Raw genomic sequence first — 15,045 nt, 5'->3', positions numbered from 1 at the left:
ACGTATGATCATACTCTTTAAATCTTTCCTATTGCTGTGCCCCCCCTTTTCAAAAGATTTTTAATAATTTTTTCTTTAAATTATATTTCTGATAATAATAGTTATACCGTTCTACAACATTAAGATTAACAATGAGCATTTAACTAAAATAAGGAACCTATCAAATATTTGTTACTCAACTACACCGTGTCCAATCAAATGAACATCTGCGGTAACCTTAAATTTGGCATTTTTATATTCCGTATTCCACTTTTTAAAATCAAAATTTCGTGTCCTAGACTTTGCAAAGTGGCCAAAGCCGACTGGGTCAATGCCCTTTCTTTGAAAATCTTCAATTAACATTTTGCATTCCCGAGCGATTTGTTTCGCCAATTGGTTCTCAACTTTTTGAATCTCGCCTTCCTTAAGCATCTTTTCCTGGTGTTCGGTGAGATCTCCCTTCAATTTAATCTTGATCGAGAATGTATAGGGGTCCCTTCTTATCAGCCTCATTTTTTTCTTTAACCCAATACTTTTGACAGTAGATTCACCATGAGCCTCCTTTACTTTAACTGCCCCCAATATGTGATTGTCAACAAGGAGTTTGAAGTAAAACATTTTATTCTCATGGAGAATATCGACAACCTTTTCATCTTTAAAAAGGGCTAATCCAGTTATGGTCACTAAACTATGATTACTCTTCTTAAGCATTGGTAAATATGGATCCTGCCCTCTCTTGTAAAAATTGGCTAAAAAACGATGAAGATTGGTTATAGGCAAATTTTGTTGATTCATATTATGTTCTAGTAACTGTGTCAGGTATTGGGAATTCCCGCGGTCCCCATATCTTCCTTTAAAAATATCGATGGCTTTCCCATCTACTACAGCCAACTGAACCCTTGCTCCCACGCTTGGATCCCGCAAAAAGACGTCTAGAGTTTTAATTAGTCCCTCACGTGCGACATCCTCGCCAAAAAGGGCAATATCAAGACTTCCACTGACAATTGGCTGTGATGCCTTTTTCTGCATTTCAGATACCAAATCCCGGATAACATTTCCTTTGGAGACAAACGTAAAATTCCCGAATGACTTGTCTGGCTTAAACACGGGGATCATGATACTTCCAAGGAACTGGTTACCACTTTTATCAATCCCGATCCCAGTGGCAATATTTACATCATCAATCACTTTTCTATCCACGCATCCAGACAGGATTGTCATGCAAAACAATACCGCAACGATAAAGTGGCTCTTTTTCACTTCGCTTTCACCTTCTTTTTAATCAGTAGTGAAAAATATAGCAGCGGTGTGTAAACATAAGCTAAGGCAAAGCCAACAAGTGCCGTATAGTCGAAAAGAACGTTCAGTCTTTCTCTAGTAGAAATGAGCACCACAATAATCAGACATGCCGACGCAATAAAAATAACCGATTTTTTTTGACTAATATGAAAAATGCGTTTGGTCACTCTGCTGGCTACCCATAAAGAAAGGGCAATATTTGGGAGTAAAATCAAAGCCCAATTGGCAATTCCCAAATACTCAAACCTTTCTAGAATCGGAAGCCGGACAATTTTCCACATTTCCAATGTTGCCCAAATCGATTTTTCAAGCAGACCAAGAGGAAAATAGGCAAAGGTAATAACTGCTAAAGCAGCATAAATAAAAGTGGTTGCCAAAAGCCCGATATGAACAAATTTTTTTGATTGCTCAGGTTTCTTAATGAAAGGATAAAAAAACAATAAAATGCCATAGCCAAGGTAACTCAGTGACATATGGTAGCCGCTTTTTACTAGTTGAATAAAGGAATGATCAAATATTGGCAATAGATTGGTAAAATCCCCATACTGTAAGGCAAATCCGAAAGAAAAAAGTAAATAAAAAGGAATAACTAGTCCAAAAAAGGAGATTCCGGCTACGGTCCGAAAGCCTCCGTATACGATATAGATTCCTAAAAGTAAATATACAGTTGCGAACCAAAACGAGCTTAAACTTTGAAACATCCAAGTACGAATAATTTCAAACAGGCCGCCAAGTACCGCTGCACAAGTAACTGTATAATAAAAAATAAAGAGGGTATTTATACTGTTGCCGATTATTTTTCCAAATAAATAAACATTGGCATCCAGTACATCCCCATTTACAGTCTCACAAATCTTATACATAATCCACACGATGATGTGGATGGTTAATCCTGCCCCAATAACCGATATCCAGGCATCAGTGCCAGCATCTTTGGCAATAATGCGCTGAAAACCAAGAACTCCTATTCCAATCTGCATCGAAATGATGACATAGGCGGCCATAAATGGTGATATTTGGAGTCTCTCCTGGACGGGTCCCTGAATCATTACTCCTCTTCCTTCCTTATTCATCAATGTCCTTCTTTTTATTAGCCTTCTCCTTGCTAAACCGGGTGGAGTCTTTGGTCCTTAGAAACTGTGGACGTTTCGCCTGACTTTTGAAAGGCAGACGGAATAAAGCATCTTTAAAATCCTTCACTCTAAGCGGAAAGACTGGTTCCATAAAGGGGAAGCCCAACGATGTAAGCCGCAGCAAATGTGTAAGCAAAAAACAAAAAGCAATCGTAATCCCTACTAACCCCCATATTTCAGCCATGATCAGAAACGGAAAACGCAGAATCCGGATGGTATTGCTCATTTGATAGACAGGTGTGGTAAAGGAAGCTAGTGCAGCAAGGGCAATTAAAATTAACAGAACATTACTTGTAAGCCCGGCTTCCACTGATGCTGTCCCCAAGACAATACCGCCTACGATACCGATTGTCTGGCCGACCTTGGTTGGAAGCCTTGCCCCTGCTTCCCTTAGAAGTTCAATCGTTACTTCTAAAAACAATACCTCAAGAATGGGCGGGAAAGGCACAACACGCCTTGAGGTAACTAAGGTAATTAATAAGTCTTTTGGAATCATTTGATAATGGTAAGTCACCACTGCCACATAAAGAGGTGTAACCATAATCGAGAAGATAACGGAAAATAAACGTATTAATCGAATAAAGGTTGCAAGAATCCAGTTAAGAAAATAATCTTCGAAAGAGTTAAAGAACTCTGTCAAAGAGGTTGGCCCAATCAAGGCATGCGGTGAGCCATCAACTAAAATAATCACTTTCCCCTCAGCCAAACTGGAGGTCACCCGGTCAGGCCTTTCTGTATCAAGCAGCTGTGGGAAAGGAGAATTCCCATTATCTGAAATAATCTGAGTAAAATAGGAACTGTCAGCGATTTCATCCTTTTCAAGATCGCTAATCCGCTGTTTGACAGTATTAATGATTTCCTTATTCGTAATCCCTTTGATATACAGGACACATACCTTGGTTAACGATAATTTTCCAACTATAAATTGTTCCGCGATGAGTTCCTTAATTGGCAAACGCTTTCGGATCATATTTATGTTTTGGTCAATGGCTTCTACAAAGGCTTCTTTAGGACCTACAACACTAAATTCAATCTCTGGTGCAGAAACCGACCGGACAACTTGTTTAGGTGAGGAGATGAAGGCAAACTCCTTTTCCCCTTCTAAGGTAAGCATGACAAAACCTTTCATCAACATTTCCGGGATATCATTAGAGCTGTTCGATAGTTCTACATCTGCTATAGGAAGAAGCTTTTTAACATCGGCAATTGTGTAAAACTCACCCTCGAGTAGAGGGGGAACAGCATTATTATCCATCACCTTTTCTTCAACAAGTGTAGAAAAGTATGTGAGTGTAAATTTCTTTCCTGACTTTTGATTAAAGTAATAGCTCTTTTGATAATCCTTTGATTTAGTAAGTTCCTTTTCCCAGTCTTCGGTTTGGTCCTTGCTATATTCACGTTTTACCAGGCTGCTTTGGTGGTCTTTTTGGTTAGTTGGTATATTTTTTTTGTTAATAATGTGTTTAATTGATTTAAAAAGATTAGCCATATTAGCACCATTTGGAAGTTTTTCTCTTATACTTTCCTAAATTGGCTAGAATATCCTGCATTAACTGAAAAACCACATTTTATATTCCTTGTTTTTCACGGGTCCATTTTGCAAGAGTAACCGAATCTGTTAAGGTGCTCCTTCTTTTCTTTGACATCATCTGTTTTTTGATTATTCGCTGTATGTGGAGTGAGATGCAAAGCTTTTTGTTTTTGTTTTTCTTTTTTATTTTCTTTTTCTTTTTGTCCACGTATCGGAAAACAATGCGTGAACGTATCGTCTATCGCTTCGTATTCCTCATCGATATATGTATCATTTTCATTTTCGTAATTTTATAGATTCCAATTTGTGTTGTTTGTGGATTGGTAAGGAGATAGAGATAAAAATACCTGTCCTCCGGGGTCATCCCTTCCAAAACAATCGGATTGAAACAGAAGTCTGTACGAAAACAAAAAAGATTTATTGTAAAAAAAATAGCTGTCAACATTGTCGACAGCCCTAAACTAGCTAATACCCTCTTTTTTATTAAAATTTAGATTGATAGTTTTCGATTTTACATATGCATGGCTTTACAATATTCTTTTTACTTTTTGTTTTTTCGGTTCTCAAACCGTTTGATGGCATCTTCGAATGTTCCGCTTAAGACACACAACACCTGCGATCTGTTCTCGACTTGAAGACTAGCCTCCAGGTCGTGTTCAAGAGTTGTGTTTAATATTTCTTTTGTCATTTTCAAACCAAGTGCCGATTTTTCCAACATTAAATTAGCCATTTCAAAGGCAACCGGAAGGACCTCACCCTCTCCAGTTAGCCGAGATACTAAACCGATTTGCAGTGCTTCTTCAGCTAAAACTTCGCGCCCTGTCAGCAGCAATTCTGAGGCCCGGGACATTCCGACCAAACGGGGCAAAAAATAGCTGGCACCCAACTCACCCCCGGAAAGTCCAACGTTAACGAAGGAGGCGATAAACCTGGTATTGGGACCGGCTATTCTCACATCGGAAGCTAAAGCAAAGCACATCCCACCGCCTGCTGCCACCCCGTTTACCGCAGCTATTACCGGTTGCGGAATTTGTCTAAACCTTACAATTAAATCGGACAACCTTTTTTGTGAATCAAAAAGCTGTGGCGCTCTTTCTTTTATGTTTCCTTCAAATTGCCGCTGTTCTTTTAAATCAGTCCCTGAACAAAATGCCTTACCCGCACCCGTAAGCACCAAAACCCTACAGTCCGTGTCGTACTTTAAACTGTCCAACACAGTTGCCACTTCATCCATGAGCTGATACGAAATGGCATTGTATCTTTCAGGCCTGTTAAAGGTCAATAAACCTATTTCCCCCTTCTTCTCCCATGTAATCGTCTCAAAACGTGCTGTTTCATTTATCATTGCCTGAACACCCCTTATTCTAATAGTATTACATATTCATATACTCCTTTACTTTTGAAACAATTTTTGGCATGTGTAACCATTGTGATACATCGGGCACATAATTACATAGAGTTAAAACCACCATCAATCCTTAAATCAATCCCATTTTTTGAGTAAGGATATCAGAAAATTCATATCTAGTAGGATTGGGAGGTTTCAAAATACTTCAAGTAGAATATACATAATTTTCTGATAATAGGCAAGTGAAAGTTATATACTAGTTCAGCTATGTCCAAATGCGGATTAAAAAATAGATGCTGAACTCGCTTGTCAAAAATAAGAATAATGGAACAGTCAGTTTATCATTTGGTATGGGGTACCTTTTTCCTATAACAAAGATATAGGGGCTTTTCTGCAGATTATCTGCATAGAATGTAGACAAGTATAAGTGACCTTAACCGGGAGGAGATACCTAATGAATTTTATTGAAGACATTAAAGACGTGAAATTTAGCTTTTTGGAAAAACCGCCGGCGTCATCTATGTCTTATGCCTTTGTTTATGTTAATAACGACAATGAACACCTTGCAGTTAAAAATGGAGAGCGTTTGACACGCAGTGAATTGCGGATGGGCAAATATAAAAGAGTTTATACCGTCAATATGCAGCAGCAAACCTTCACCTACAATGAGGAAGTTCCCTCGGCCACAAGAGGAAGAAGCTTTTCTGTCAATTTTTCTATCGATATTGCCGTTGAACACCCCGAATTGTTAGTTCAACAAAATGCTGGAGAAATTGGTGACATTTTTCACAACAATCTTCCCTTCTGGGTGGAATCGGAAGCAAGATTTTATCCTATTGAAGAGGAACTGAGTTTTGCCCGGCATATTGGAGAATTTTTTCAAACATCAAGATTGGTGAAGGTGTTACGAGAGGCTGGGATTGTGGTGCGAAATGTTCGTGTTTTGACCCGGCAAGGTATTCGGGACCAGCACCATGATGAGGCGATTGCCGATTTAGACCGGAACGCAGAACTATCTGCCTATCAAGAGGCTCTCGACTTGGAGGAAGCACGTCGGATTTCTGCCTCCATTAAAGAAGCCCTTCAAGCGGGTGATTTTATCACGGCAGGGAAGCTTGGAGAAAAGAATGAAATGGCAAAACGGTTAGTGGAATCTGAGTTTAGTCAAAATCGATCCTTTAAATATGAGGTAAACAAACAACTTTTAAACTTGATTAACGATCACTCTATTGATCAGTTTGAGGCAGAACAAAGATTGGCCAAGCTAAAAAAACTGTTCCCCTATCTCCCTGTTAATCTGGAAAACAGCAATAGAAAAAAACAGATTGATAGTCCAAGGAAAGAACTTCAATCCTATCTAAATAAAGGAGATTAGCGATTGTGGAATCCATTTTAAAACAGCTGTTTTGGATTTGGTCACCTATTTCTGCCCTGCCGGAATGGTTGCGTATTTTTTTGGTTCTCTTTGTTCTACTGCAGCTTGTAAGGCTGATTTTGTTGTACTTTGTTCCGCCTGTTTTAAACCTGTTGGCCCATTTGTTGAAAAAAATGCTGTATCTCATGTCTTATCCAATCATGGCATTCATTTGCACGATGCAAAAAAGACGGAGAGAAACAGGAGAAGCTGGCATACCTGTTTGGATTGAGATCATTGAAGGAATGTTTGCCTTGCTCGATGGTTTTTTCAACAAAATCATTCAGCTTTTCATGAAACGGAAAAGGAATAGGACAAGGTTGAAAAGATGGACCTTCTACTCTGCCACCACATTAGTAATTTTGCTGACAGCGGCAATCATCAGCAATCCAAATAAGTGGTATACAGAAAAATGGAAGAAAGCTGAAGCTTGGTTAAACCAAGAACCTGTACCCGTACAAACAACCTTGGCTTCCCCTGTTCAAAAAGAATTTATTTTAAATAAGCAATATAAAGACGGAGGAAACATTCGGGAAGCTCCCACACTAACCGCACCACGTCTTTACACGATTACAAATGGAGAAATCATCCACTTTCTAAATGAAGAACAAGTAGATTCAAAAGGAATTAAGTGGCTAAAGGTTGAAACCGCAAACGGAGTCAAAGGCTGGATTTCTGCCTTGATTGTCAGGGAAAAATAATAAATTTGATCCTTTTTCCAATTCATAGAACAACCCAAATTAGGAGAGTAGACTCCAATGGGAATAGTCCGCTCTCCTTATTTAAAGCTCTTTCCAATTTTATCAAACTGTGAATCTCCAACTAAAACAGAAAGTTCTCTTCCATATAAAAAAAGCACAGAAAAGGGAGATGAAATAAAAAAATATGATTGCTTTGAGGAAATAGAAATGTATGGGTTCAGCCCGGCAATTGGTATATTTAAACCCGTTATTTTTTGTACATAAGAAATAATGAAACTCCTAGTAAAAGAGCGGCAATACCTCTTTGCCAATCAAAAGGAATTTGTTTCCCACCAAAAAGACCGAAATGATCAATTACTCCACTTATTAATACTTGGCCTAATATAACGGATACAATTGTTGTAGCTACTCCTATTTTCGGTACAGCTAATACCATAACCAGCACATATATAGCTCCTAACAATCCGCCTGTTAATTGCCATTTTGGAACTGAGAACACGTTTAACAGGTTCCCCTTACCTAGAAAAATAGTACACACTAATAAGATTAATGTACCAATAGCAAACGAAACAAACGCACCCTCAATTACCCCGATTTTCTTTCCTAAACCTCCATTAATTCCCGCTTGAGTACCAATAGATATACCTGCTATAACAGCGAGAAGGGTCATAATCCAATTCATAATCAGCCTCCATGTTTTTTAGATTATTCAAAAACTAAGAAAACACCTCATTTTATCTATTCAACTACAAGAAATTATAACAGAAAAAGGACGTGCAGCATTGGCCGCAAATCCACCTTTCCAAAAAAGTTATATCAGTGTTTTGGCCATTATAAAGTCCGTTTGTTCTTCATCCCCCATATAAAAAGAGTGTGCCCCCGTTTGAACAAACCCCATTTTTTTATAAAAAGCAATAGCATTTTCATTCTTTTCCCATACACCTAGCCAGATTTTCTTTTTATTACGTTCCATCGCAATTTCCAGCGCTTTATTTAGTAGGTCTTTACCAAGCCCATGTTTTTGGAATTCTTTCTTTATATAAATCCTTTCAACTTCAAGCGATTCCTCACCCATTTCTTCAGACTGAGCATCATTGATATTGACCTTTAAATATCCAGCCACGTCATTATTAAAATAAATGAAAAAGAATTGCGAAGAAAGATTAGATAATTCTATTTTTAATTGGTTTAAGTTAAATGCCCTTTCTAAATAGGCAATCATATTTTCGGGTGAATTCTGATCCTTAAATGTCTCGTTAAATGTTTCATAACTAATTTCTTGAAGGGTGTGTAAATCTTCTAGGGTGCATTTTTTAATATTGATAGTCATTTTTATATTTCGCTCCTTTAATAAAATCTCTTGTTTCCCTTTTTGACAAATTCCCAGTCTTTTTCTACATTTTTTCTTACTCTTTGAAGAAGATTGAAAATGGTTTCTACTTCACTTTCGGAAAACCCCTCTAATGCAACGGTGTTGGAATAATCATTTTCACGTCTTATAAAAGGATAAACATTTTTCCCTTTCTCTGTTGGAAAGAGCTTCTTAATTTTCTTGTTATGTTGATCGTCTTTCTTTTCTATAAAACCATTCATCTCAAGTTTTTTTATCGCACGGGCTGCTGTTGTTCGATCTACTTTTGTCATTTCAGCTAACTTTTCTTGAATGATTCCCGGATTTTCACATATTCGCACTAGGTACAAATATTGCCCCTTTGTAAGGTCATATTCTTTAAATTCTATATTACTGATAGAATCTAACGCCCTTGCAATCATACCGATTTCACGAAGAATTTCCTTCATTATAAACTCCTTTGCACATATTTTTGTTGCAAATGCAACAAAAATGATATAGATTAAATTTAACTTATCTTTGTTGCATTTGCAACAAAATTTCTTTGTTAAAGGACTGAAAAAAATGTATATAAAAAGAATAACGATTGATGAAGATTTAAGAGCAGCATTTGCTATTCGGAAACAAGTATTTGTAAAAGAACAAGGCGTTCCATTAGAAGACGAATTTGATCAATTTGATACAATTGAGGGAACTTGCGAACACGTATTAGTCCATTACAATGAACAACCCGTCGGAACGGGAAGGATAAGGTTTATCAATGGAGTAGGTAAATTGGAGAGAATCTGTATCCTTGAACCTTTCCGTAAATTTGGCATTGGAAAAATCATTATAAAAGCGTTAGAAGAAATCGCTGAAGAACGGGGAGCCTCACAGGTTAAATTACATGGACAAACGCAGGCAGAAGGATTTTATAAAAAACTTGGCTATCGGACTTCATCGGCAATCTTTATGGAAGATGGAATCCCACATATTCTCATGCTCAAAGATTTATCTACTATAAAATGATAATGAGATCGAGATATGTTTTTTATGTAATAGGAATTTTAATCTTAACCCTTGGTATTTCTTTCACGATACAATCCGACCTTGGAAAATCTCCTTTTGATGCACTTTTAGTGGGATTGTCCAAAAATGTGGGGCTTACTGTAGGAAGCTGGGAAATCATAATAGCTTTAATCCTGATATGTTGTAATTCCTTTTTAAAAAGACAAAAACCAGAGGTTTTGGGGTTGTTAACAGCATTGATAACGGGCATTGGTATTGATATGTGGCTTTTTCTATTGCACAATTTGATAACACCTGAACTATGGTACAGCAAAGTGGTTTGTTTTGGACTCGGCTTAGTTGTGATTGGATTAGGAACGGCAACCTATTTACACACAAATTTTGCCCCGATTCCAGTTGACCGGTTAACCTTAATCATCCAAGAATTAACTAGAACAAATCTATTTTTTTCGAGAACATTCATTTATCTCGTATTCTTGATCATGGCAATGATGTTAAATGGACCCATTGGCGTGGGAACTTTATTAACCGTTTGTTTAGGGGGACTAATCCTTAATTACTTTATGCCAATTACTGAAAAAGTATTGGTCCGCATATTGACGCGTCCTAGTACATCACCAAATTATGATAAAGATTGAAACTGAGGGTCAGTCCCCCGCCAGATTAACGTAGAAAAGTAACTAGGGACTGACCCACTAGCCCTATCCTCTTACCTCACTCCGTATTCTTCCCCTGCTATTTCAGAAGCAAGGTATTTCTCCACAAAACGCAAAAAAATCTTCGCGCACGGTGATAGATATCGTCCCTCACAGTAAAAGACAGAAACCCAGCGTGAAAGAGGAGGGTCCAAGTTCAAAATAGAAACTGATGGTCCCGGGGACTCAGCCATTAAACGCGGGAGAACGGAAACTCCTAGTCCCTCAGCCACCAGTGTTCTGGGAGAAGCACACTCGTATGCAATAAGTGGCTCAAAACCTTCTCTAAGGCACGCCGCAATTAATTGCGAACGGATTCCGGACCCTTCCTTAAAGGATACAAATGATTCTTCTCTAAGCTCATTAATGGAAATTGTTTTTTTATTTTCCAGTGGATGTCCGTTGGCGACGGCCAAAACCAATTCATCTTGATATAGTGGTTTGGAGCAAATCCCCTTTAGCGTAACTAAATTTAGTAAATGCGGTGAGTATTTAACATCCAAGCCGTGGGCCAAGGCAAGCTCTAATTCTCCCTTTTTCAGAGCATCTAGCAGCGGTTCAGTCGTATTTTCCCTTATAAACACTTTAATCCCAGGGTACGCTTTCCCAAACTCTACGAGCAACTTTGGCAGCCTAGTTTGTACTAGGGATTCTAGCGCTCCTACCATAATGGTGCCGTGCGGGTCGTTTATAACCTCTTTAACTGAGTCTTTTGTCTTTTGCGCTTCAGCTAAAGTCTTTTCAGCACCAATAAAGAATTGCTCCCCTGCCTCTGTTAATGCTACTCCTCGTCCAGTTCGTTTAAATAGTTTTACGCCAAGTTCTTGTTCCAAATTACGTATCTGTTGCGAGAGAGCCGGTTGAGCAATTTTTAGTCGTTCGGCTGCTCTTGTAAAATTATTTAGTCTCGCCACTTCGATGAAGTAAGTTAACTGTCTTAGCTCCATTAATTCAAAAACCACCTTATGATATAAGAAATTCTTATACCTACAATAATACAAATATATTTTTCTTATCAATTATACCGTATTATAATTTTTTCTATAAAGAAGGGGAAATGATAAACCATTTATTTATCAACAGGAGGGGTTTGGGATTGGCTAGAAAACAAACATTACTCGCTTCCTTTAGCGAAAAACAAAGAAGTATTGAACATGGATAACGACAAACGTCCTTATTATGGTTGGTATATTGTTATATCTGCGACCATTATTGTTTTGCTTTCAAATGGAATACGGATGGGAATTGGCCCTTTTATTAAACCAGTTATGAACGATTTAGATCTGTCTCGAACTGAGCTATCGGTCATTGTTGCCCTTGGAATGATTGTTTATGGGATCGGAATGCCAATCGCGGGACTTCTTTTGAAAACTTTAAGCACGCGTTTTATGATTTTAACGGGATTAACGATTGTTTGTTTATCAATCGTGTGGACGGTCAACAGCAAAGAGCTTGTTTCTTTTCTGCTTTCTTTTGGTGTTTTTCTATCACTTGGGCTTTCCTTTTTAAGCAATGTCTCATTATCCCCTATTGTCAGTAAATGGTTTGTTAGGCAAAGAGGAAAAGCACTTTTTTATCTGGCAACAGGTGGAATGGCCGGTATTGCCGTTATGACCCCTCTAGAAACGTGGCTAATCCAGCTTGTTGGGTGGCAGCATACTCTTCTTATATTTGCAGGCGTATTCATCTGTATCACTGTTCCTTCCGCCATTTTTATTATGCGGGAAAATGTTCCAGAAGGGGCTGACATGATAGGACCTGTCGGCATTCTAGAAAAACAAGAACCATCAGAAATTAATATGAGAGATGCAGTAAAGACAAATGCTTATTGGAAAATCGTTCTAGGCTTATTCGCTTGTGGGTTTGGGATGAATCTATTAGGTTCTCATGGGGTACCTATGTTAATGGATCATCATTTTGAGCCAATGGTTGCCTCTTTTGGTGTTGGAATGATTGGGATTGTAGCCATGTTCAGTACATTTATTTTAGGTCACATCGCAGATCGTTTCCCTAGAAAAAATATTTTATTTTTAGTGTATTTTGTTCGCGGCCTTGGATTTTTAGGTTTAGTTTTGGCAGCAACGAATTTGCAGCTCTTTATTGTAGCATTTAGCGGCGGATTAGTGTGGTCAGGGTCTGTTGCTATGTCTACCGCTATTTTAGGAGATCTTTATGGAACACGTTTACTTGGCATCTTAAATGGCTGGGCATACTTCGGACATCAAATAGGGGCAGCCTTGGGTTCGTTTCTTGGAGGCTGGTTATATGATGCTTTTGGCACTCATTTATATTCCTTTATTACTGCTGCTGCACTTGCGATTATTGCTAGCTTAACTTCCCTTACATTGCCAAAACATCTATCATTTAATAAGCAAGTAAAGCTAATTGAACAGCATACTCTCGTAAAATAATATAATTGGGCGAACAATTGCCCATAATTGCTAAGTACAGTAGAAAGGAAGCAGAAAACCATTCTTCTGCTTCCTCCATGCTTATCCCCGTAAAACGTGTTTCAGGACTTTTCCACTCGCATTACGTGGTAATGTATCGAGAAAGTCTAGTTCCACGGGCAGTTTGTATTTAGCCAGTTTTGTTTTGCAGTAGGTGAGGACGTCTTCTTCTGTAAGTGTCCTTCCTTCTTTAGGGACCACGAACGCTTTTGGGACTTCACCGTAAATAGGATGTGGGACGCCGACTACAGCAGCCTCCAAGATTTCCGGAATTTGATAAAGAACTTCTTCGACCTCCACGGGATAAACGTTTTCGCCGCCACGGTTAATCATATCCTTTTTCCGGTCTACGATATATAACAGTCCATCCTGGTCAAATCGGCCTAAATCTCCGCTGTATAACCAGCCATTTTTTAATGCCTGCCGGGTAGCTTCTTCATTCTTCAAGTAACCCTTCATCACAAGCGGTCCTTTTACAACGATTTCTCCTACTTCCCCGGTTGGTACTGGCTCGCCAAACTCATCAACCACCTGCACCTCAAGCCCTGGCAATGGTTCGCCGACAGAACCGACTTTGTCCAGTGCATAATGGTCCTTTAAGGTTGTAGCTCCAGGTGAATTTTCTGTCTGGCCATATAAGTTTTGTACTTTTACATCAGGATAGCGTTCCTTTACCGTACGGACCAGCTCATATGGCATAGGAGCCGCCCCGTACGTGAACAAACGGAGCCTAGATAAATCAGTTTCTGCCATTTTAGGAGTATTTAATAGAATACTATAGATGGCCGGGACTCCAAAGAAAATGGTCACCTTTTCTTTTTCCATTGTCCTCAAGGTTTGCTCAGGTGAAAAAGCCTCCTCAATTACCACTGTACCTCCCTTATAAATAGTAGGAACCGTAAAACAATGGCTCGCAGCACAGTGGAACAGCGGGGTCACGATATGCATGCGGTCAGCTGCGGTTATTTCCATTACATCTGACCAAATTTGAGCAGCCGCACGGACATTTCCGGCTGATAACATAACCCCTTTGGGCTTGCCAGTCGTTCCGGATGTGTAAAAAACAACCGCTGTATCATCCTGATCAATCTTGACAGGCTGAAAAGGGATTTTGTCGTCCGCTAAAACTGCCAGTAACGAATCCTCGCCGCCAACTGCTAAACGGTCCTTAAACTGCTCAAAGGAAATCTGATTCAGTTGGGCTTCATACCTTACATCATAAATGATTGCTTTCGCTTCAGAATGGCTGAAAATATACTCCACTTCCGGTGCAGTTAATTTCGTATTGACGGGCATCACCGAAAACCCGCCCAGCTGGCAGGCATAATAACAAATCACAAAATAATCAGAGTTGGGCAGATAGACCGCAATGATGTCATCCTTTTGGTAGCCCTTCTCCTGGAAATACCCAGCTAAATTTTTCGCCTGCTGGTATAATTGGCCGTAGGTCATCTCCCTGCCCTGATAAGCGGTAATCACCTTGTCCGGCTGCAGCTTTACATGTTCTTCTAATTGTTCTGAGACAAACATTTAATACAACCCCACTTCTTTATTAGGAATTTTCCGAATAAACTAAATAGTTCTCTATATTTTCTAAAATTCCTCTTTATTCAACAAATTCCCGCAGGTTTCTGCCGAGCTCAGAATCTACTTTGTTCCTGTCACATTAGAATAAAAATAAAAAGCTCCTTTCGTAAATATTGTGTTTTTTTCCTAGGCGACTGAACCTCTGATTTTTTCAAGAATTGGGAACATAGGATGGCTTTATGCGACTGGACCGCTGATTTTTTCAAGATTTGGGGAGCATAGAATGGCTTTATGCGACCGAACCGCTAATTTTTTTAAGAGTTGGGGAGCATACAATGGCTTTATGCGACCGGACTGCTGATTTTCTTAAGCGTTGGGGAGCATACAATGGCTTTATGCGACCGAACCGCTAATTTTTTTAAGCGTTTGGGAGCATACAATGGCTTTATGCGACCGAACCTCTGATTTTTTAAAGCGTTGGGGAGCATACAATGGCTTTATGCGACCGAACCTCTGATTTTTTAAAACGTTGGGGAGCATACAATGGCTTTATGCGACCGAACCTCTGATTTTTTAATGCGTTGGGGGGCATACAATGGCTTTATGCGA

15 protein-coding genes and 1 pseudogene are annotated in these 15,045 nt (G+C 39.0%); 6 read left to right on the top strand and 10 right to left on the bottom strand.

Features of this window, described 5'->3' with window-relative positions; translation table 11 throughout:
• Positions 1–171: 171 nt before the first annotated feature.
• The 5 genes and pseudogenes from ACFPA1_RS03215 to ACFPA1_RS03195 form a co-directional block, all read right to left on the bottom strand.
• Positions 172–1,239: a Ger(x)C family spore germination protein gene (locus ACFPA1_RS03215; protein ID WP_213140629.1), complete on the bottom strand. Its 1,068-nt coding sequence runs from the start codon at positions 1,237–1,239 to the stop codon at positions 172–174.
• Positions 1,236–2,351: a GerAB/ArcD/ProY family transporter gene (locus ACFPA1_RS03210; protein WP_378581230.1), complete on the bottom strand. Its 1,116-nt coding sequence runs from the start codon at positions 2,349–2,351 to the stop codon at positions 1,236–1,238. Before ACFPA1_RS03210 ends, ACFPA1_RS03215 begins: the two co-directional genes overlap by 4 nt.
• Positions 2,344–3,900 carry a spore germination protein gene (locus ACFPA1_RS03205; protein WP_213116181.1) on the bottom strand — a complete coding sequence of 519 codons (1,557 nt, stop codon included), beginning with the start codon at positions 3,898–3,900 and terminating at the stop codon, positions 2,344–2,346. Before ACFPA1_RS03205 ends, ACFPA1_RS03210 begins: the two co-directional genes overlap by 8 nt.
• A gap of 313 nt (positions 3,901–4,213) precedes the next feature.
• Positions 4,214–4,306, bottom strand: a pseudogene (locus ACFPA1_RS03200) (DNA replication protein DnaD); the annotation flags it as partial.
• Positions 4,307–4,483: 177 nt separating this feature from the next.
• On the bottom strand, positions 4,484–5,287 hold the full coding sequence (locus ACFPA1_RS03195) for an enoyl-CoA hydratase/isomerase family protein (protein ID WP_378581228.1): 804 nt from the start codon (positions 5,285–5,287) through the stop codon (positions 4,484–4,486).
• A 457-nt stretch (positions 5,288–5,744) separates the two neighbouring features.
• Between ACFPA1_RS03195 and ACFPA1_RS03190 the strand changes: the two genes are divergently transcribed.
• Genes ACFPA1_RS03190 through ACFPA1_RS03180 form a run of 3 tightly spaced genes read left to right on the top strand, consistent with a single transcriptional unit; the run spans position 5,745 to position 7,669 of the window.
• Positions 5,745–6,665 carry a hypothetical protein gene (locus ACFPA1_RS03190; protein WP_378581226.1) on the top strand — a complete coding sequence of 307 codons (921 nt, stop codon included), beginning with the start codon at positions 5,745–5,747 and terminating at the stop codon, positions 6,663–6,665.
• 5 nt (positions 6,666–6,670) lie between these two features.
• Positions 6,671–7,405, top strand: coding sequence for an SH3 domain-containing protein (locus ACFPA1_RS03185; RefSeq protein WP_378581224.1), 735 nt, complete (start codon positions 6,671–6,673; stop codon positions 7,403–7,405).
• Positions 7,406–7,462: 57 nt separating this feature from the next.
• Positions 7,463–7,669 (top strand): hypothetical protein, encoded by a 207-nt coding sequence (locus ACFPA1_RS03180; RefSeq protein ID WP_378581223.1) that lies wholly within the window; start codon positions 7,463–7,465, stop codon positions 7,667–7,669.
• Here the strand turns inward: ACFPA1_RS03180 and ACFPA1_RS03175 are convergent.
• The 3 genes from ACFPA1_RS03175 to ACFPA1_RS03165 form a co-directional block, all read right to left on the bottom strand.
• Positions 7,653–8,087 (bottom strand): DMT family transporter, encoded by a 435-nt coding sequence (locus tag ACFPA1_RS03175; protein WP_378581222.1) that lies wholly within the window; start codon positions 8,085–8,087, stop codon positions 7,653–7,655. The two genes, ACFPA1_RS03180 and ACFPA1_RS03175, sit on opposite strands and share 17 nt — an antisense overlap.
• Before the next feature lie 129 nt (positions 8,088–8,216).
• A complete protein-coding gene (locus tag ACFPA1_RS03170) occupies positions 8,217–8,735 on the bottom strand; it encodes a GNAT family N-acetyltransferase (RefSeq protein ID WP_378581221.1) in 519 nt (172 codons plus the stop codon).
• Between the two features lie 17 nt (positions 8,736–8,752).
• Positions 8,753–9,205, bottom strand: coding sequence for a MarR family winged helix-turn-helix transcriptional regulator (locus ACFPA1_RS03165; protein ID WP_378581220.1), 453 nt, complete (start codon positions 9,203–9,205; stop codon positions 8,753–8,755).
• A 115-nt stretch (positions 9,206–9,320) separates the two neighbouring features.
• Between ACFPA1_RS03165 and ACFPA1_RS03160 the strand changes: the two genes are divergently transcribed.
• On the top strand, positions 9,321–9,764 hold the full coding sequence (locus tag ACFPA1_RS03160) for a GNAT family N-acetyltransferase (protein WP_378581219.1): 444 nt from the start codon (positions 9,321–9,323) through the stop codon (positions 9,762–9,764).
• Entirely contained in the window at positions 9,761–10,402 is a 642-nt protein-coding gene (locus ACFPA1_RS03155; RefSeq protein WP_378581218.1) for a YczE/YyaS/YitT family protein, read from the top strand. The genes ACFPA1_RS03160 and ACFPA1_RS03155 overlap by 4 nt, the downstream gene beginning before the upstream one ends.
• 71 nt (positions 10,403–10,473) lie before the next feature.
• On the opposite strand, the gene ACFPA1_RS03150 is transcribed toward ACFPA1_RS03155, so the two are convergent.
• Positions 10,474–11,406, bottom strand: coding sequence for a LysR family transcriptional regulator (locus ACFPA1_RS03150; RefSeq protein ID WP_378581217.1), 933 nt, complete (start codon positions 11,404–11,406; stop codon positions 10,474–10,476).
• Positions 11,407–11,613: 207 nt separating this feature from the next.
• On the opposite strand from ACFPA1_RS03150, the gene ACFPA1_RS03145 reads away from it, so the two are divergent.
• Positions 11,614–12,870 carry an MFS transporter gene (locus ACFPA1_RS03145; RefSeq protein WP_378581216.1) on the top strand — a complete coding sequence of 419 codons (1,257 nt, stop codon included), beginning with the start codon at positions 11,614–11,616 and terminating at the stop codon, positions 12,868–12,870.
• Positions 12,871–12,951: 81 nt separating this feature from the next.
• Here ACFPA1_RS03145 and ACFPA1_RS03140 read toward each other — a convergent pair whose 3' ends face one another.
• Positions 12,952–14,439, bottom strand: a complete 1,488-nt coding sequence (locus ACFPA1_RS03140; protein WP_378581215.1) for a class I adenylate-forming enzyme family protein — start codon at positions 14,437–14,439, stop codon at positions 12,952–12,954.
• Positions 14,440–15,045 lie beyond the last annotated feature (606 nt).

The sequence above is a fragment of the Neobacillus sp. GCM10023253 genome (assembly GCF_042653105.1).
Lineage (GTDB): Bacteria > Bacillota > Bacilli > Bacillales > Cytobacillaceae > Neobacillus > Neobacillus citreus.
This window is presented reverse-complemented; position numbering and strand designations above follow the sequence as displayed.